The organism is Halomonas sp. 3A7M, assembly GCF_014897875.1.
GTDB lineage: Bacteria > Pseudomonadota > Gammaproteobacteria > Pseudomonadales > Halomonadaceae > Vreelandella.
In genome coordinates this window covers 8,667-30,077 of the sequence record NZ_JABUZD010000087.1, presented here as the reverse complement: position 1 = coordinate 30,077, position 21,411 = coordinate 8,667, and the positions used below count along the sequence as shown (strand labels likewise).

Below are 21,411 nucleotides of genomic sequence, written 5' to 3'. Positions count from 1 at the left end.
ACAGGGTATCAGAGGGTGCGACACTCATCCTGACACTGGGGGCCGAGGCCATGGCGTTCAAGGAAATGACGGAACTTGAGAATGGTGGTTTCATCCGGTAAGCGATCCAACTTCAGGCCGGCGAAGTGCCGCATGGATTCAATCTCGTACAGGGCATCTTCCATGGCCGGGTCGCTGAGGTTATAGAACAACTGCATGCAGTGGACTCGCAGCATGGTCGGCAGGGGATACGGTGGCCTGCCAGTCTGGCCCTTGGGATAATAACGAGCGACCTTCTTCTCCAACTGCTTCCACGGAATCAGTTTGTCCATCCGCTCCAGAAAGATCTCGCGGCGAGTCTTGCGCTTTTTGGTCTGGTACTCGGCTTCGGAGAAGGTGATCTGATCCATGGTGGCAACGAATCCTATGCGGTTGACGATGGCCGTATTATCGCTGATTTTGAGACTTAATCAGAGTCTCCCTAAATATTATTTTCTAAAAAAATTGTTTTAAGTGTGCTGTTTTTTTTAAACGGCTTCGTATTTATTTTTTTATTTTTTGTGTTTTCGAGGTTTAATTTTCTTTTTTGTTTGGTTTTTAATGATGAGGCATTTAACGCTTTCTTGCAATTCTCCAGGTGTGAGCGATACGGCCCCGGTTGCTATCCGGATTCGGATGTCATCAGCGCCGCGCGCGGGATTCAAGCTCTTTGTTCGTTTATAAACCGCTTCACGCTCAGCTAATAACTCAGTGTCAGTTGTCCTCGTCGTCCGGGTTCTTTCGAGCCCTTTACCTGCTCTGAACAAGGCGATATGACCGCCCGAAACCCTCCTGACTTGATATGAAACCAGACGACTCTCTCGGGCGATCAGGTAGATTTTCAAGCTCTGATTGTTGTTAACATGATGATTTCAAAGAAAATTAAAGGAATTGCCAAATGATAATGAATATCATTATTGACTATGGAGGCGTAATTTGAAACACTATGTTGCAAACCTGAAGAGCCTGTGGGCAAGTCCTCAGGTCAGCGACATTGCAGGTATTGCCAGCCGCAAGGAAGGGTTTTAGCAGCCTTATATATGGATTTGCGAGCTGGAATGCGATTCATCGGCAAAATTACTCGTTGATCAGGCTTTCTTCGGCTCAGCGCGCAAGGTCGGTTTTAAGAAGGGTTGACATGGCTCTTGAACGGTAATGATTATCATTGCGATCCTTCGCTTGTATCGTTATAGTGGGTCGATATTACACTTCGGTATTTTTTGCTTTGGATATTTTATTTATATAATTTAGTTGAGTTTTTGTTTTTAGGCTATTTTCAAATGTATTGGATAATAGTTTATTTTTATTAGGTTTTCATATTTTTCAGTCTGGAGTTTTTAAGGTTTTTTATTTCTGTGGAGAGTTGGAAGCTATATATTATTTGGTCCATTTTGTTAGTCAGATTTAACTGGGGTTTGGTTTTTGTAAATTAAATAAGCCATGAATTTTAATAAATAATCAAGTGAAAAGTGTGCCGTGAGCAGGCTTTTAGTACGGAGTTATTACATGAAAGACTCTAGGCCAAGTTGGGTTCAGATGACATTGTTGGCGCGGTTTGATGACTGTTCCGATGATGTTGCCATACGCGATTGTACTTCTGACAGACATCAGGAATACCGTTACGGGGAGCTCTCCCGGAAAGTCTTCAGTATTTCTGGTCAGCTTCGTCCGTTTTACGGTGAGCGGGCGTTGCTCTTGTTGCCTGGTGATTCTCAGTTTGTCTTCGGCTTTCTGGCATGTGTTATTTCAGGGGTCACCGCAGTACCGGTTAATCTGCCGGGGGTTCAGCGGCTGCGACGGGTGCGTCTCATGCTGGAGCATATTCTGCAGGACTGTCAGCCTCGGGTGATTCTGGCCTTGTCTTCATCAAAAGCAGAGCTGGAGAGGATGGGCTGGCATCAAAACCGAACGGTGATTTATCTTGATCAAATCGCTGGTAATGCTCCCGGGATCGATCTGAAAGCTATCCGGGCAGCCTCCGGGCCGATTCTGTTGCAGTACTCTTCGGGTTCGACCGGCAAGCCCAAGGCGGTTTGCAATCATGATGACAATATTCACCACCACCACCAGTTGATGACGGGGATGCACCCGACGATCGACCGTATTCATGTCGCAAGCTGGCTGCCTTTTTATCATGATCTGGGGTTGTTCTACGGTCTGCTGTACCCGCTGCTTTCTGGCGGATGTAGCACTTTTATCCGTCCCAGCCAGTTTATTCGGGATCCGTACAGTTGGCTGGCGCTGATTGATCGTTACCGGGCCAATGTCGTGATGGCTCCTGACTTTGCTTATCAGCTGTGTGTAGAGTCGGTTTCCCCGGCACAGGCGGGTCAGTTGGACTTGTCATGCCTGGAAGAAGCTTTGACGGCTGCGGAGCCGATTCGTCCGGCAACCCTTGATGCGTTTTCGGCTCATTTCGCTTCGTCCGGTTTCAGGCCTGATATGTGGATGACGGGATACGGAATGGCGGAAGCAACGCTGGTGGTCTGCTATCAGGCGAAGGGAACAGCGCTGGTCCGTAAGCGTTTTGATGAGAAGCATTTGGCTGCAGGCAGAGCCGTTGAAAGTCCATGCGGCCGGGAGTTGGTCAGTAGTGGGAACTGTATGGGTTCCTGGACGCTGAAAATTGTCGATCCCGATACCCGGATGGTCTGCGAAGACCGGAAAATCGGGGAAGTATGGATCTCCGGAAACTGTATGCCCCAAGGCTACTGGCAGAACCCCGGTTTAACCGACGAGACGTTTCACGCCCGGTTAGCCGATAGTCAGGATAATCGCAATTATCTGCGCACCGGTGATCTGGCTTTTCTCCTTGAAGGCGAGCTGTTTATTTGTGGCCGAGAGAAAGATGTCGTCATTGTTGCGGGTGAGAATCATATGCCCAACGATATTGAGGCCAGTATCGAAACGTACTGTGAGTTGGTTAATGTTGGTGGTGCGTGTTTTGTGCAGGATGCGGCAAACGGCAAAATCTACGGGATGTGTGAGGTCCATCGCCATACGCCAGTCGAGACGCTCGAAGCCCTGGCAAGAGAGATTTCAGCTTTAGTGCTTGAGCATCATCAGTTATTGCCCGAACAGTTGATACTGGTTACCAGAGGCGGTTTGAAAAAAACTTCAAGTGGCAAGATTCGCCGCAGTCAGATGCTGGCTGACTGGTACGCAAAACAACTCAAACCACTGTTTGTCTCAGAACCGCAAACTGAACCTCTGGCCGGTCAGTCAAATGAAGCCGGTTTGCAAACGACTGATGACTTTGTCTCCGATTCACTGAAAAAATTACTTGGCGGCGACCGGGTCGACGAGTTCCAGGGCTTTGCCGATATGGGGTTGACCAGTCTGGTAGCAACCCGGTGGTGTGCTCAGTTGGCCAGGTATTATCAGTTATCGTTGTCGCCAACAGTCTTGTTTGCCTATCCGAATCTGAAGTCATTGCGTGCATGGTTGGAATCAAAGACTTCACGACTGCCGTCCACACCGTATACGTATTCAGAACCCCAGCTTCGTCAGGTCGCTGTGGTGGCAATCAGTTGTCGCTTGCCCCAGCAAAAATATGCTGCGTGGTCTACGTACGCCGACTGGCTGGCAAAAGGAGAAAATGCGCTGACTCGGGTGGATTCGTCACTGCGTTCCTTCTCTTTGCCTGTTGGTGCAATTGATGACATCGACAAATTTGATGCTGCTTTTTTTGGCATTACTGCAACAGAAGCCAGGCTTATGGATCCTCAACATCGGTGGCTGCTTGAGTCAAGCTGGCATCTGTTTGAGCAGGCCGGATGGTTCCCTGAGAAACAGAAAGGGCAGGCTTTGGGAGTTTTCATTGGTCAGGGTAGTCAGGATTACAGTGATGCGCTGGCTCAGATGAATGACAGTCAGCATGCCAAAAGTTATTTGGCGACCGGCAATAGCCGGAGTGCCGGCTCTGGAAGAATTGCAAAATTTTTCGGCACCCGTGGACCTGCCATCACTATTGATACTGCTTGTTCGTCATCTCTGGTTGCAGTTGATATGGCTGTGGATTATATCCGCTCTGGAAAAGGGAGGACGGCCATAGCCGGCGGTGTGAACTGCTTGCTTTCCTCTCAGACAGAACTGGCTCTGCAAAATGCAGGGATGCTCTCTCCCAATGGTCGATGTGCAACCTTTAGCCATGATGCTGATGGGTATGCCCGAGCGGAAGGGATGGGGTTGTTACTGTTAAAGGATTATCAGCAGGCGCGGCAGGATGGAGATCCGGTTCTTGCGGTGATTGAAGCTAGCGGAGTTGCTCAGGATGGAGAAAGTAGTAGCCTGACAGCACCGAACCCATTGGCGCAGCAGGCACTGCTTCAGGAGGTCCTCGAGCAAAGCGGGGGGAGCATCGATGATCTTGATGCGATTGAGCTACACGGTACCGGCACCTCTCTTGGGGATCCGATTGAGCTGAGTGCTATAGATGGCGTGTATGGTTGTCGCCAGGAGCCACTGCATTTAACCGCAGCCAAATCGCAGTTCGGTCATCTAGAGTCAGCAGCGGGTGTTGCAGGCGTGATCCGCGCAATCGCCCAGATGCAGCATCAGTGTCTGTTTGGTCACCCGACTTTTGATCGGCCTAATCCGCACCTTCAACCCTGGCTGAGCCGCTATTGCTTCAGCCGGCATAGCCAGCCGAAATGCCTGAAACGAATGGCTGTTAGTGCGATGAGTTTCACCGGAACGCTGGCTCACCTTATCCTGCGTCATGAGCCCGAGCGTGAGCATCCAGTCAAGTCTGCACAGCATCAGGCAGCGGCTATTTGTTATCTGCCATTGGCGGCCGCGGACAGGGATGCTCTCCGACGATACGCCCATCAATGGGCCGAGGTATTAAGTGAGCATCCCGATGAGCGGGGTCAGCTTCTGGATGCATGGTTGTGTCATCGTTCTCATCAGTTGCCGGTACGAGCCTGCATAGCGTATCAGGGGGCAGAGCAACTGATCGCAGCACTATTGGAGTTTTCGGCAGATCCGCAGGCTTCAGCGCCCGATACTTTGGTGGGGCAAACACTGCCTTCCCCCATCCGTGCGTGGGTCGATGGGGCATCGTATGACTGGTCACTATTGGCGGGTCAGCATACTTTTTCCGTAGCAACCCGCATGGCATTACCTCTTTATCCGTTTGCTAAGGAGGCGTATTGGGCCACGTCTGAGCCGGGCTTGTCGCACCCGCTATCGGCGTCAGTCACACTGCTGGCGGACGTTGACCGGGAAGCCTTCTTGCGCCAATGGCTTGCGGATACCTTGATGCTGGATGCTGAAGCTATTGGTGAGGCCGATGATTTAATCGGCATGGGCATTGATTCTCTTCAGATGATGGACCTGGTTGACGAGGCAAAAAAACTGGGAATTTGTCTCGACTTGGCCCGCATGTATGAGTCCCCCACAGTGCAAGACTGGCTGAAGTTGATGCAGGGAAGCAGGACGGAAGGATTCTCCAAAGCGGCAGGCGGGATGCCTCAGGCTAACAGTAGCGAACGGTGGCTTGGTAAACCTTTTGAGTTGACCGGCGTTCAGCAAGCATACTGGCAGGGGCGTAACCGGGATCAGGTCTTGGGGGGGGTTGCCTGCCAGGTCTATCTGGAGCTGAATCAGCCGGAACTCGATGGCGCACGCCTTAATCGTGCACTTGAGGCGCTCACGCTGCGGCACAGTATGCTGCGGTTACGCATGCAGCCGGATGGACGGGGGATCATTACCGATCAGCCGGCGCCTCAAGTGACAGAGCATCAGTGGCAGGACTGCGATGGTCGGCAAGCGCTGGCCAGGCAGATGGCATTGCGTGAACAGTTGCAATCACAGGTGCTCGATTTAGAACAGCAATCAGGGCTGTCGGTTCATGTCAGTCATACAGCCCAAGGCAGTCGGTTACATATCAATATTGATATGGTTATTGCCGATGCGTTGAGCATTCATATCCTGGTGCAGGAAATGGCTCGCTTCTATGCTCAGCCACCACAGGCTGGGTTATTGGAGGCTACGGAACATTTCCCGCGTTATTTACACCACATGGCAACTCGGAATGGCAGTAAGGACGCCCGTCAATACTGGTTGGAGCGAATTCCGGATCTGCCAGGAGCCCCCGCTTTACCGATGGCAAAAAGGCCGGAAGCGATTGCGGTTCCCGTATTTTCTCACCGCGACTGGAGGTTGCCGCAGGCACATTGGCAAGCTCTGAAAGAGACCTGTCGCCATCACCGTGTTACCCCGTCCATGTTACTGGCCGCTTGCTATGCTGAAACGCTTCGTGGCTGGAGTGAACAGCCGGATTTTTGTCTCAATCTGACGATTTTTAACCGTCGTTTCGATGCGTTTGATATTTCAGATATGGTTGCTGATTTTACTACGCTGATGCTGCTGGAATGTCACAGAACGGCTTCTGACACCTTGCTGGATAACGCGCTTGGCCTGAATCAGACATTCATGAGAAATCTGGATCACAGCCAGTATGATGCCGTGCAGGTACTCAAGGAAATGTCACGCCAGCATGGGGCGCAAGTGACAATGCCGGTAGTGTTTACCAGCAATCTGGGCCATGATTTTCTTGAGGGCAGCGCGCTGGGAACCCTGGACTATATTGTGTCTCAGACCCCTCAGGTGTGGATTGACTGTCAGGTTATGGAGCAGCATGGCGAACTGATTGTCAGCTGGGACACGGTAGATGACCTCTTTCCGCCACAGATGCTCGATCAGATGTTTGGCTTTATGGGAGCGCTGATTTTCTCCTTGTCGGAAGATTCGGCCCGATTGCATCAGCCCGTCGAGCATTATCTGAATCCGCAGCAGCAGCAACTTCGTGAGCAGCGTAACCGGCAGGAATTGGTGGAATTCCAGCCGCGGACCTTGCACGGACGATTTTTTGATCGGGCACGACGCTGTCCCGATAACATTGCCGTGATCGATGAGAACGGATCGCTGACATACCGCCAATTGGCAGCGCAGTCCGAATCGCTGGCAGATCAGCTCTTCGAGCGGGGAGTGTGTGTCGGTGACCGGGTTGCGATCTTATTGCCGAAAAGCCGGTCTCAGGTCGTTGCTGTACTGGCAACTCACTTGCTCGGAGCGGCTTACGTCCCTTTAGATGTTGAACAGCCGCTTCCCCGGTTAAAGCAGATAATCGATCAGGCGAGCCCTCGTTGTATCGTGGTCGATGAGCAGGGTCAGGAATTGCTGTCCGGGCTGGGTGGTATTACGCCAGAATCTCTAGTCAGTGTCGAAGTGCTGGTTCATCCCGGAGCGCCAGGGAAACCGGATTCCTCCCCGCGTCTGTGGCCACGATTTTTGCCCACACAGCATGCCTATATTATATACACCTCGGGCTCAACCGGAATACCGAAAGGGGTGGTCGCGACCCACCAGGCAGCGGCGAATACAATCGACGATATTAATGCCCGTATTCAGATGCGTGTCAGTGACCGGGTTTTTGCGCTGTCTGCGCTGAACTTTGACTTGTCAGTCTTTGATATTTTCGCGCCGCTTTCGGTGGGCGCTGCACTGGTGATGCCTAATTCAATGCAGCTCCGGGAAGCCAGAACCTGGTTGCAGGCCATGGAGCAGCATCAGGTCACCGTCTGGAACTCGGTCCCGGCAATGTTCGATATGTTGCTGATCGCTGCCGAACGTACCGATGCCCGGATTTTGCCGGGCTCACTGCGACAAGTGCTGTTATCCGGAGACTGGGTTGGTCTGGATCTCCATCCGCGTCTGAAAGCTTTGAGTACACAAACTCGTATAGCCGCGTTGGGTGGCGCGACAGAAGCCGCGATCTGGTCGAACTGGTTCGATATTGAGACTGTGCATCCCGAATGGAAAAGTGTCCCTTACGGATATTCCCTCAGCCATCAGTATTACCGGGTGATGGATGAAAGTCGCCGGGATTGTCCGGATTGGGTTGCCGGTGAACTATGGATCGGTGGTGAAGGGGTTGCTGTCGGGTATTTCAATGATCCACAGAAAACCGCTGATCAGTTTGTGATTCATGAAGGGAAAAAATATTACCGTACTGGTGATATGGGACGCTTCTGGCCCGAGGGCATCATTGAGTTCATCGGGAGGCGCGATAATCAGGTCAAAATCCGGGGTTACCGTATCGAGTTGGGAGAAATCGAGCATGTAGCTGCTCAATATCCCGGAGTTAAGCGGGCCGTTGCACTGGTCACCGAACAGTCGGGTCAGCAGATACAACTGATGGTACAGACAGATACCTCGGTAACGGATACATCGTTTGTCCGAGCCAGGGGGGGCGAAGCGGCATTGGCCGCTTCGCGGTTGTCACCGATGCAGTGGTTGACGCTGGAAGATGCCGGGGGAACAGAGGTTGAAATTACGGCCTACATTGCCGATCGGATCCTCCGGCAGCTTTTGGATCGCAGCGGTCAGGTGACGCCGTGTTCTCTGGATGCTGACGAATGGTGTGCTGCACTGTCTGTGGCTGATTCGTACCGGGTTGTGATTGAGGCGTGGCTGAAGTTGTTGGTTCAGACCCGGCGATGGCAGCAACAGGCAATGCAGTTTACCCCGACAGAAACTTTTGTTGAGTTGGCCGACAGGTTGCCGGTTGATGAGGTCGCGCCCTCATACCAGGGACTACTGACGGCACTGGAAAACCGGGTGGACTGGTATGCCGGTTTGCTACAGGGACAGGTCGGTGCGCTAGAACTGCTGGATGACCCGGACCTGACACCTGAAGTGCTGGTTTTGAACCATCCGGAGTTGCCTCAGGTGATCTCGTATCTATGTACGTCAATCACCCAATTATCCGCGCAATTGGGCCGGCCGGTGAATGTTGTTGAACTCAATGGCCGTGAAGGGCGACTGGCAGGTGCGATACTGAGCCACTGCGATCCGGAGCATGTCCGTTACCGGGTCACTGAAAGTGCTGCATCCATGCGAGAGAAAGCTGTCTTCCGGCTGGCGGGGTTTGGTGAGCATGTCCAGGTGCTGCCGCTCTCTGCATGTGAGCCTCTGGCTGCGGATGTAGTGATTAGCAACAACGCTTTGCACCGGTTTGCCAATATCAATCATGGCATTGATTCGTTGGCCGGCTTACTGGCTCCAGGCGGGCATTTTATGGTGCTGGAAACCCAACATTTAAGTCCGTTAGCCTGGCTGACGGTTTGTTTGTTGCAGCCAGAGTTGTTCTCGGGGCAGGCCGGAGCGTTTGAAGATAGCCGAGAGGGCGATTGTACACCGCTTCTGAATGCTCAGGATTGGGAAATAGGTCTGGCCTATTCATCGCTGGAGACTGAGCTGTGTGTCAGCAGTCATCGAGGTGATTTAGTGCTCTTGTCTGGCCGTCAGTCCGGTGAGGTTCTTGTTGAAGATACCCGGCAACTGGAAAGCTGGCTGGCACAGCATTTACCTGCCTATATGGTACCGAAGCGGGTTACTCTGTGTGAATCGATCCCGCTGACGGCGAATGGTAAAGTCGATCGAAAACAACTCCTCGCACAGGTGCAGCCGACCATCGAAGCTGTCGCTGCGAATGGAGAAGCCTGCCAGACGGAGAACGAATCTCTGGTTGCAGACATTTGGCATTCTGTGCTGGGTGTTAATGTCGACCGTCACAGCAATTTCTTCCAGCTCGGAGGCGACAGTCTGCACGCGACACGAATTGTGGCCGCGCTGGATGAAGCCGGTATCAGGGATGTCAGGCTGGCAGATCTGTTCAACCGCCCGGTATTGCAGGAGTTTGCCCGCCATCTGAAACGGGATGAGTCTGAGAATAGACCCGCATTTGAGTTGCTGCATCATCAGCAGGAGCTGTATCAGCCGTTTGTTCTGACGGATGTTCAGCAGGCGTACATTACCGGTCGCCAGGAAGGGCTGGTCATGGGCGGCGTCGGAACCCATTTCTACTCAGAGTTTGAAGATGATCAGCTTGATATCGAACGGTTCAGGCAGGCTCTGATGCGGGTGATTGAGCGTCATCATACCCTGAGAATCGTATTTGATGAGCCGGGCGAACAGCGATTTTTACCCACAGCGCCGCATTGTCCGTTGGATGTCATAACCTGTAAAGATGAAGTTTGGGATGAAACGGTTGCCCGGATGCGGAGCGAGTTATCGCACAAAGTGTTGGATCCGACCCAGTGGCCATTGTTCCATCTGACGGTGATTGTGTCCGATCAGGGCCAGAAGCGTCTTTGTGTTGGTCTGGATAATGCGATTCTCGATGGCCTGAGTATGCGGATTTTCTTTGCTGAACTGGGTATGTGCTATCGCGACCCGGAGGTGACCTTACCTGCGCTGGGTGTGACATTCAAAGACTATCAGGATCAGGTTTATGCCCGGATTTCAGCCGGTGACCAGGAAAAGTCACAGGATTACTGGAGGGCCCGTTTAGCCAATCTACCGGACGCACCGCGGCTGCCGTTGGCGAAAGAGCCAAATCAGCTGAGCAGGCCTCGGTTTGTCCGCCGTAAGTCGGTTCTTCCTCGAGAACAGTGGCAGAAACTGACTGACAAAGCACGCGGGCTGGGGGTTACGCCGTCCTGTCTGCTGCTGAACAGCTACGCCAGTGTGCTGGCCAGTTGGTCTGAAAACCCAGCGCTGAGCATCAATGTCACATTGTTTGATCGTAGGCAGGTTCATGCTGATATTCACCACATTATGGGTGATTTTACTTCACTGCTGTTACTTGAAACGGTGCAGCATGAAAGCGAATCCTGGCTAGCAGCTACCCAGCGGTTACAACAACGGTTATGGCAGGACCTGGAGCACGCAGATGTTTCAGCGGTATGGGTGCTGCGCCAGTTGGCAGAGTTGAGGCAGGTCAGTGATGTCAGTATGCCGGTGGTCTTCACCAGTGCGCTTGGTGCCGATACGGCTCTGGATGAAAGTTCGCTCCTGAGTCCGGCCAATACGGTATGGGGTGTTTCGCAGACACCTCAGGTGTGGATTGATCACCAGGTCTATGAGCATGACGGTGCGTTGCACTTTAACTGGGATGTCGTCGAATCTTTGTTCCCGGAGGGAATGATCGATGCCATGTTCACCGCCTATTGTACTTTGTTGACGCATTTGACTGACCACGACTGGCATCAGCCCTGTGTGATCGGACTGCCGCCGCAACAGCATGCTGCGCGCGAGCGGGTGAACCAAACCCATGGTGAGCTTCCCGGGCATGCTATGCATGAAGCCGTCTATCAGCAGATGCTGTCCCGCCCCGATCAGGTGGCGGTGGTTCTGGATGCGCATTCCGTCAGCTATGGCGCATTGCATCAGTGGGTCAGCCAGGCTGCCTCCGTGCTTGAAAAGGAAGGCGTTCGAGCGGGTGAATGTGTCGGGGTGATGTTACCCCGCTCTGTTGAGCAAGTCGTTGCTGTACTTGCGATTCAGTGGATTGGCGCTGCTTATGTCCCGATTGCGGCGGACTGGCCGGAATCTCGGGTTGCATCGGTGTTGAATCAAGCCGGGATCAGCCGGGTGATCGTCCGATTGTCGTGCTTACTTCCTGGGGATGCACGTGCTGTGGTGATCCCTGAATATTCGTCGCAGTCGGCTCACTTACTGGCTCCGGTTCCCCGTCATGCCGATGATCTGGCCTATGTCATCTTTACCTCTGGCAGTACCGGAGAACCCAAAGGGGTAGCGATTACCCATGGGGCGGCGATGAACACGATTCTGGCGATCAACCACCAACACCAGGTTAGCAGTCAGGATGCGGTATTGGCGCTGTCGGCGCTGTATTTTGATCTGTCGGTCTACGATATCTTCGGGCTACTGTCTGCAGGGGGGAAAGTGGTCCTGATCCGGGATGAAGAGAGCCGGGATGTGGCTGTCTGGCTGAGGCTCTTGCAACAACATCAGGTCTCTTTGTGGAATACCGTTCCTGCTCTGATGGATATGCTTTTATTGCGGGCGACGCAGCAGGATCTGGAATCGTTACGTTGTGTGATGCTGTCTGGAGACTGGATTCCTCTGGCACTGCCCGACAGACTGAAAGCGTGTAATCCGCAGGTCAAACTGGTTTCCATGGGTGGCGCGACCGAAGCGTCGATTTGGTCAAACTACTGGCTGGTGGAATCTGTTGACCCTGCGTGGAAATCTATCCCATACGGGTTTCCGTTGCAGAATCAGAAGTTCAGGGTCGTGAATGAATGCGGCAATGACTGCCCTGACTGGGTGAGTGGAGAGCTCTGGATCGGAGGAGAGGGGGTCGCACTCGGTTATATCGGGAATGAGGTCTTAACCGGGAAGCAGTTCTGCCAGTTTCAGGGAGAGCGCTGGTACCGAACCGGAGATTCGGGCCGTTACTGGCCGGACGGAAGGTTGGAGTTTCTGGGACGCCGGGATCAACAGGTGAAAATTGCCGGGTTGCGGATTGAACTCGATGAAATCAGTCAGGCGCTTCGTTGTTGTCCTCAGGTGGAAGATGCTCTGGTCATGGTCGAGCCGCATGCAAGTCGCCCCCGAATTCATGCTTATTTGCTGGCGTCAGCATCACTGGATTTTGTTGAAGTCGAGCAGACGTTGAGACGTTACTTGCCGCCTTACGCGATGCCGGACGGATATGCGGTGCTGAGCCAGTGGCCGCTGACAGCTAACGGGAAAATCGATCGTAAACAGTTGAGCAATATGAAACTCCTTGAATTGCAGTCGACGGAGTTTGTGGCGGCAACGACCCCGGAGCAGTGCCTGTTGACCGAAGCTCTGGCCGAGATACTGGGCCGTTCGGAACCGATGAGTATCCACGACAATTTCTTTGCCATTGGCGGTGACTCTTTTGCTGCTATTCAACTGACGGCCTGGCTGGAGAAACAGCACCAGATCAAGCTGCCACTGCAAAGCGTATTTAATCTGCAGACCATTGGCCGGCTTGCCCAGGAGATTGCAATACCCGATCAGAAAACACCCCGATTCGAATATGAGGAAGGATCGATATGATATCAGAGACAGTCAGGGTAACGCCGCTTGCTTTATTGCAACAGTTAGAGGCTCAGAATGCCGAGTTCTGGCTGGAAGACGGAGCGCTCAGGTTCAGGGCTCCTCAGGGGATAATCAATCCGGAAATCACCGCTCAACTGAAAGCATGCAAACCAGAATTGATCGCTTTGCTGAAAGAGCGGGAGCTGGGGCTGAAGCTGACACCGGCCAGTGATCCCCAGGACAGGTACCAGCCATTTGCCATCAGTGATGTTCAGGCCGCTTATCTGATTGGGCGGCAGAATATTTTTGAGTATGGGGGCACTGGTTGTCATGGCTATTTCGAAATTGAATTTGGAAAGCTCGATCACAAGGCGTTAAGCCGGGCGTGGAACAGGCTGATCGAACGGCACGATATGCTAAGAGCTATTGTGATGGGTGATGGACAGCAGAAAATTTTACCGCAGGTTCCTCAATTTAACATCGGTTACCGACAGGGCTCAGAAGCGCGCTTCGCCTACCGTGAGGCCATGTCTCACCGGGTTTATCACACCGAAACCTGGCCATTGTTTGACTTGGCGGTATCGTCGTCGGATGGCGTGTCGTATCTGCATTTCAGTATCGATTTGTTGGTGGCTGACTTTCTCAGTATTCAGATTGTCCTGTCAGAATTGCTGCATCTCTATCACCATCCGGATTTGGTGTTACCTCCCCTGTCACTGAGCTTTAAAGATGTCATTGAGTACGAGAGACGGCAGAAATTGACGGTGAAATACGGTCGGGCCCGTCAGTACTGGCATGAACGTATAGATGAGCTGCCATCCTGCCCGGCCCTGCCACGGGCCGGGGCGAGCATTGATACGGCTATGACAGTCGAAACCAGGGATCGTGCGTCTGATAGAGCGCCGGGGTTCACCCGCTATGAAGCTATTTTTTCCCCGGCTGAGTGGCAGGCGCTTGAGTCGCAGTGTCAGCAACAGGGAGTAACACCTTCCTCATTGCTGATGACCCTTTATAGCGAAGTGATTGCCCGCTGGTCTGATAGTCAGCATTTTTGTCTCAATCTGACAGTGATGAATCGTGAACCGATGCATCCTGATCTCATGCGTATGGTTGGTGACTTTACCAGCGTTAACCTGTTGGAAGTCGATTTACGTGAGCGCAGGCCATTGGCAGAACAGGTGAGGATACAACAGAACCAGTTGTGGCAGGACCTGGAACATAAAGTATTCAGTGGAATCGAAGTCGTTCGCGAACTGGCTCGAAAACATGGGGCAGAGTATGCGCGAATGCCGGTGGTGTTCACCAGCGCACTGGTCGGTAACCAGCGTGAACAGGTTTCGCAGACCATGTCTCATTACGATATGGGTCTGGAAATGGTCTTTGGCATCAGCCAGACCCCGCAAGTCTGGATCGACTGCCAACTGATGACTCGTGATCAGCGTCTGTGTGTGAACTGGGATGTTCTGGATGGTATTTTCCCTCCTCACATGATCGAATCGATGTTTGCTGCATTTGAAAATGCTATCCGTAATGTACTTGTAGAGGGCGAAACCGCCTGGCGGAATCCGGTCGGGATTCCGTTGCCGCAGCGACAGCAAGAAACACGCCGGCAGGTAAATGACACGCAGCATCCGATGCCAGATGTCATGTTGCATCAATTGGTATTGCAGCAGGCGATAGAGACCCCTGATGCGATAGCACTGAAGACGCCACAGCGTCAGCTGACGTATCGGGAGCTGGTTGCTGAAGCGCAGCAACTGGCTACTCGTCTGCCCCGCAGTCAACGAGTGGCCGTTGCCATGGAAAAGAGTGCGCAGCAGGTTGTCGCGACACTCGCCATTTTGCTGGCCGATGGGGTTTATCTGCCTCTGGATATTAGCCAGCCGATGGCACGTATCGGTCAGATCCTGTCCAATGCTCAGGTTGATCTGGTGTTGACCGACCATGAGGAGCTTGCCTGCCGCTTCACGGAAGACGGTTTTAATGCCATGAACATTCTCTCCGAAGGCGGGCTTGCTGACGGTGAACAAATTCAACCGGTCAATGTCTCGTCAACGACAGAGCGTCTGGCCTACATTATTTATACCTCTGGTAGTACAGGCACACCCAAAGGGGTGATGGTGAGTCATCGGGCTGCCGTTAATACTGTGCTGGATATCAATCGCCGTTTCCAGATTACCGGACAGGATGTGGTATTGGGGCTGGCGAAGTTAAGTTTTGACTTGTCTGTTTACGACATCTTCGGCACCTTGGCCTGCGGCGCGACGCTGGTCCTGCCAACGGAAGATGCACTGAAAAACCCGGCGCTTTGGGCCCGGCTGATTCAGACCCATAAGATCACCGTATGGAACTCCGTCCCGGCACAAATGAATATGCTTACCCGCTATTTGGCGGATGAAGCTTGTGATACAGACCATTCACTGCGGATAGTGATGATGTCCGGAGACTGGATTCCTGTCGATTTGCCGCAAGAAATTGCCCGCAACTATCCGGCCGCGGCCATATTTAGTCTGGGCGGGGCGACGGAAGCCGCAATATGGTCCATTTTCTATCCTGTTGATCCGAAAGCTTGCTATGGCACCTCAATCCCTTACGGCCGCCCGCTGGCAAATCAAGTGTTTATGGTCCGTGACGCTCACGGGCGTCCTTGTCCGGACTGGGTTGCCGGTGAATTATGTATCGGCGGGGTTGGAGTGGCTCTGGGTTACTGGCAGGATCAAGAGAAGACTCAGCATCATTTCTTTTCTGATGAAGAGAGCGGTCTGCGCTGGTATCGCACTGGTGACCGGGGTTATTACCGGGATGATGGTGTGCTGGTATTTGTCGGTCGTAATGATCACCAGATTAAAATTCGCGGTCACCGAATTGAACTGGGAGAGATCGAATCGGCGCTGGAACAGCAACCGAGTGTTTCGCAGGCGGTGGTGATTGCCCGAGGTGAAAAGCACCAGCGCTATCTGCAGGCGTATGTGCAGCCCGGCGTTGCGGCGCAGCCGGATCAGTTTCAACAATTGTCCGGCCAGTTCAGCCAGACTCGGCAGCACCTTGACGAACTGGCCGGCCGCATTCGTCAGGCAACAGACCTGGCAGCTGTTGAAGATTTTGTCTGTCACCTGGATCAGGTTGCACTCCTGCACATGAATCAGGCGCTTCAGGAAAGTGGCGGGTTGGCGCAGGGAGAGTCAAAAACCTTACCTCAAGTAATGTCTGAGGGGAACTATGCGGCGCGCCATGAGCCTTTGCTCAGTCGCTGGATGATGGCTTTGCAGGCACACGGGCTGGCGACTCAGACGCGGGGGCGTTATCGGCTTACCCGAGGCGTAGACGCTGCAGAAATCGAGCGTTGTTGGCAGGGTTGTTATCAGGCGCTTGAACGGCTTGGCGGGGATAAAGGTCTGGTCGGCTACCTGGAGCGGAGCAGTCAGTGCCTGCCGGAACTGCTTCGGGACACTGCAGACCCTCTGGATCTGTTGTTCCCGGAAGGGAATCTGGATGTTGCAACAGCCGCCTATCAGAACAATCTGCTCAGCGTCATGATGAATAGAATGTTGGTTACGGCGACATTGGAGAAAGTTGCGCATCTTGGAGAAGTGCAACGTCCGATCCGTATTCTGGAAATCGGTGCCGGTGTCGGGGGAACCAGTAATGAGCTGATCCCGGCGCTGGCGGGTAAACCGGTCGAATATACTTTTACCGACGTCTCGCCGTTTTTCCTCAATGCAGCCAGAGAGCGTTATGAGGACTATGACTTCATTCGCTATCGACTGTATGACTTCAATCGACCAGCGCTGGCACAGGGTCTGGACTGTGGTCAGTTCGATATAATTGTGTCCTCGAATGTGCTGCACAATGCGGTGGTAGCCCGTGAGGGACTGCATCACCTGCGTGAACTACTGTCTCCTGGTGGCTGGTTGCTGGTTATTGAAGCGACCCGCGACAATTATCAGCTGATGACTTCGATGGAATTCAAACACGGCCTGACAGAACATCAGGATGAGCGTTTGGAACTGAACTCGCCATTTATGCCGCAGGAGCGTTGGTTACAGGCGATACGGGATGTTGGCGGTGATTGCGTGTATGCCTTTCCGGATCCGCGGGAGGTGCTGCATCAGCTCGGACAGAGTTTCATGATGGCGCAGTTTAATAGCGGTAAGGCGCGCTGCGATAAAGCCGTGCTGACCGAAATGCTGGCGACCCGATTACCTGAACACATGCTGCCGGGGCAGTTGGCGATCATGGGCAGCCTGCCGTTGACGGCCAACGGGAAACTGGACCGCAGTGTTCTACCCGAAATAATGGTGGAAGAGCATGAAAGCACACTGAAAACGACAGAACAGCTGGATTCTTTGGCGCTGACGTTGCTGACGACCTGCCGGGAAATTATTGGCAATCCGGCTATGTCTGCCAGTGATGACTTTTTCAGTGCCGGTGGGGATTCTCTGCTGATTACACAATGGGTCAGCCGGATCAGGAAAGAGTTGGGTGAAGATCGGGTTCCATGGGAAGGTACTTTGCGCCAGGTATTGCTTACACCGACAGTGCTTGCACTGGCCGAGTTCTTACGTCAGCAGACTGCGATGGGAAATGCCTCGGACTCCGATGCAACGCAAAAACCCTCACTGCAGTCTCCCATGCAACTGCTGAAAGCGGGATCGGGAGATCCGGTGATAGTCATTCATGATGGCAGCGGAACCGTGATGCCTTGCCTTAACTTGATCGAACAGCTGAAAGCGCCGGTCTACGGTGTCAGTGTGACGGATCATCAGCATTATCTGGCCCTGCCGCAAGAGACGCTGATTGTCGATCTTGCGTATCAGTATAAAACGCTGATTGCGGAGCAGCTGGATCTAGAGCAATGCCACATTTTTGGTTTCTGTATGGGCGGTCTGATCGCCTTTGAACTGGTAAGGCAGTGTCTGGATGAGGGGATAACTGTCAGTTCGCTGACCATTGCCAGTAGTTATCAGATCCCTTATCTAGTCAATGACCCTATGATGACCGATTTGGCGCTGGCTAAAGAACTTGGTCTAGGAAACCCGTGGCCAGAACTTGAACTGGCAGAACTGGAGGAAACGTATCTGGCCGTTCTTGAGGATAAACCTTCGGCGGTTTGTCCTGCTGATGTAGTGGCTTGTGCCGGGCGGCTAGGTTATACAAAACTCGCGGAATCTTATCTGCCATACGCACAGTCTCCGGAGCATGAGCGGGTTGGGATGTTGCAACGTCTGCTTGAACAGCACCCGGAACCAGGCATGCGTAACTGGGATATTCGCAGTATGTACCCGGTGTTCCATCATAGTGTTCAGGCAGTGTCCCATTATCAGCCGGCTTTCTATTGCGGTGATCTGACATTTGCATGTCAGCAAGAGCCGACTTATCTGTTGCCGACGCTGAAAACCGACATGCTTGCCTTCTGGCAGGAGTTCGGCTTGGGGGAAATCGCGCACATCCCGCTGAGTGGTGATCATTTTACCTGTATGCAACATGGAGCGGTCGAACCTCTGGCTGAGGCTCTGAATCAGCGTGCAGCATGTGAGGTGCCACATGGCTGAAATTGCAGTTTTTGGTGGCATGGGTGAAGTCGGGAGCTATGTGGTTGAAGCGCTCAGAGCTTTGGGATATCACCCTGCGATTATCGGGCGCCAGCCTCGCCCCGAGGTAGCGAATTATCAACGGGCGGATCTGTTTGATGCCCGGCGGGTTGAGGAAATCTGCGCTTCCCACGATATGGTGATCAACGCTGCGGGTCCGGCGGCGGTGATTCGGGATCACGTCGCACGGATCGCCCTTCTGAAGGGGGTTCCCTACGTTGATGTAGGGGGTGAAGAAGATGTATTTACCTCTCTTGCTGAAAGACAGGGTCAGGCTTCATCCCCTTGTGTTTTGGGGGCCGGGTTTGTTCCTGGCTTCAGTTCGCTGCTGGCATACCTTGTCCGGAAGAAAATGCAGCGTGTGGATAAATTTGAACTGTATGTCGGTGGTATCGAAGTTTTCACCCCCACCTCCGCGAAAGATTTTCTTGCCAGCCTGAGTCAAAGGGAATCTTACAGCGGTTGTGGTGTGGTCGGTGGCCGGATCACTCGAATTGCCACCAGAGAAGGGGTGGCGCCGATACCAGGAGCCCCGGTCTTCTCGGCTTTACCTTATCTGAGTGCGGAACATCAGAGAGTCGCGCGGTCATTGTCATTCGATCACTATCGGGCCTATAACCTGATCGCCGATAAGCACTTGGTGCTTGCGGATCAGGGAGATCCGTCTGGCCGTTTGAATGCGCTGGTGGCGGCCAGTGAAGCGCTTACATCTCAGCATGGAACGCAACAGTACTGTGTGGTGCATGCCCGGGGCTGGCTGGCTGATCAGCCGGTCCGGTTTGAGCTGAACTGCCGGTTCGATAACGGCTACCGACTGACGGGCTGGGTGGCAGCCGTGACAGCCGACCAGTTGATCCGACGGAGCCGCCGGCAGCGCCCGAGCCTATGCTGGCTATCTGAAGCTGTCGAGATTGAATCCTTGCTGGAGCAACTGTCGCAGGCGAATCTTTTCCGTCATTGGGAAATGTCATTGACCCCGGATGAAGAGGTCGTGTTTGAGGAGGGAGTTTTATGACGACGAGACCTGTAAGCCAGGCGTCCACTAAAACCTATCGGGTGATTGTTTGCGGAACGTTATTCGGTCAGGTCTATCTGTCGGCCTTTCAGCGACATTTTCCTCAGTTTGAACTGTCGGGTATCCTCGCTCGTGGAAGTGAACGATCACAACTCCTGGCCGACCGGTACGGGGTTCCCCTGTATCAGAACGTAGAGCAGTTACCGGATGATATCGACATTGCCTGTGTGGTGGTGCGATCAGCCATTGTAGGCGGGCAGGGAAGTGAGCTTGCTACCTCGTTGCTGGCGCGGGGAATTCACGTCTTGCAGGAACACCCGGTTTACGAAAAAGATGTGGTGGAATGTCTAAAGCTGGCCAGAGAAAAGGGTTGCCAGTATCAGATTAATACCCATTATCCGACGGTGCCGGCAGTTCAGCATTTCATTGATTATTGTCAGGCCGCGAAGCAGAGCCAGCAACCCTTGTTTATTGAAGCCACCTGTGGTGTTCAGGTCATTTGTGGATTGCTGGATATACTCTCCCGTGCGCTGGGATGTGTTGCTCCCTATGAATTCTATGCCAGCCCCAGACTCCCTGCCTCCTTGCACCGTAAGGCCCGCTGTACGCCGCCGTACCAAGTGGTTCAAGGAATCTTTGCCGGGGTTCCGCTGACACTCAAGATCCAGAATCAGCTCGACCCGAATGATCCGGATAATCACTTTCATATCATGCATCGCATCACGATAGGTCTGCCAAGCGGGAACCTGATGCTAGTGAACACGCACGGTCCGGTGTTGTGGAACCGGACCTTCTATATCCCCCGCCATGAAACCCGGCAAGGTGTGCGGGAACTCGTCGACAAGCAGCAGGCTGGTGATTTTTATACGCCACCGCTCTGCGAAGTCATCTATCAGGGTAGCGCTTCACTGGAAGAAATTCTGGAGCGGCACTGGTCACAGGCGATTCGCAGTGCACTGCGTCAGTTTGCCTCCCAGATTGAGCAACCTTCGCCTAAAACTGCCCAGAGCCTTTTATCCCAAGCTGCAGTCTGGAAATCGCTGATGAGCTGTGTCGGGAATCCTGAAGTCATTCAGGCAGCCGCACCGGTCCGGACTCAGCCGGATATTCAGCAATGGTTAACGGCCTACGACCAAGGAGGGCAGTATGCATAAGCAACTGAGACTGGTTAAACCTGGAACGAGACGCCAGTTGATCTGTTTTCATTTTGCTGGCGGTAACGCCGAATATTTTCTGCCCTGGAAAAATCATCTTGATGCACAGACTGCGGTTTATGCGGTGCAACTGCCAGGTCGCGGTCAGAGGCTGGCGGAAGGGCTGAAGACCTGCCTACACCAGTGTGCGGATGAGGTGGTCGGCAGTTTGGCGATGTTACCTCAGCGGCCTACGTTTTTCTTTGGACACAGTATGGGGGCCACCCTGGCATTTGAAACGGCGCTACGGTGGGAAAAACGCGGCCAGTCACTGGAGCACTTATTTATTTCCGGTCGTATGCCTCCTGATCAGAACAGTGGAACGGATTACTACCGCCGAAGTGATCAGGAGTTGATTGAGAAGGTCTCAGCATTGGGTGGTACGGCATCAGATGTATTTGCGTGTCAGGCTTTAAGAGAGTTAGTGATGCCAATCTTGAGAGCAGATTTCGAGGCAATAGAAACCTATCAGCGCCGGAATTTCGACACGCTTTCCTGTCCGGTGAGTGCACTGTTGGGGCGGCGAGATACCGAGGTTAGGTCTGATGAAATTTGTCGTTGGGCTGAGGTGACGAGCGGGAGATTCGAGTTTCAGGGTTTTCAAGGTGGGCACTTTTATTTAAATGAGAAGAGTCATCATTTTTTTCAATATCTGAAAAATAAGATATCTGAATATGATAAGTGCGTTTATTGAGGCGGGATTTAATTT

Annotated in this window: 5 protein-coding genes and 1 pseudogene; 5 read left to right on the top strand and 1 reads right to left on the bottom strand. The window is 53.0% G+C overall.

Annotation, left to right across the window (positions count from 1 at the left end):
* Positions 1-41: 41 nt before the first annotated feature.
* Positions 42-389: pseudogene (locus tag INT19_RS08125) on the bottom strand (transposase); the annotation flags it as partial.
* A gap of 1,135 nt (positions 390-1,524) precedes the next feature.
* On the opposite strand from INT19_RS08125, the gene INT19_RS08120 reads away from it, so the two are divergent.
* Genes INT19_RS08120 through INT19_RS08100 form a run of 5 tightly spaced genes read left to right on the top strand, consistent with a single transcriptional unit; the run spans position 1,525 to position 21,396 of the window.
* The gene (locus tag INT19_RS08120; RefSeq protein WP_193060400.1) at positions 1,525-12,921 is read left to right on the top strand and encodes a non-ribosomal peptide synthetase; all 11,397 of its coding nucleotides are present in this window, start codon (positions 1,525-1,527) and stop codon (positions 12,919-12,921) included.
* Complete coding sequence (locus INT19_RS08115; protein ID WP_193060399.1) at positions 12,918-18,455, top strand: non-ribosomal peptide synthetase; 5,538 nt, start codon at positions 12,918-12,920, stop codon at positions 18,453-18,455. The genes INT19_RS08120 and INT19_RS08115 overlap by 4 nt, the downstream gene beginning before the upstream one ends.
* Complete coding sequence (locus INT19_RS08110; protein ID WP_193060398.1) at positions 18,448-19,509, top strand: NAD-dependent epimerase/dehydratase family protein; 1,062 nt, start codon at positions 18,448-18,450, stop codon at positions 19,507-19,509. The genes INT19_RS08115 and INT19_RS08110 overlap by 8 nt, the downstream gene beginning before the upstream one ends.
* Entirely contained in the window at positions 19,506-20,663 is a 1,158-nt protein-coding gene (locus INT19_RS08105; protein ID WP_193060397.1) for a Gfo/Idh/MocA family oxidoreductase, read from the top strand. Before INT19_RS08110 ends, INT19_RS08105 begins: the two co-directional genes overlap by 4 nt.
* Complete coding sequence (locus INT19_RS08100; protein WP_193060396.1) at positions 20,656-21,396, top strand: thioesterase II family protein; 741 nt, start codon at positions 20,656-20,658, stop codon at positions 21,394-21,396. Before INT19_RS08105 ends, INT19_RS08100 begins: the two co-directional genes overlap by 8 nt.
* Positions 21,397-21,411: the final 15 nt, after the last annotated feature.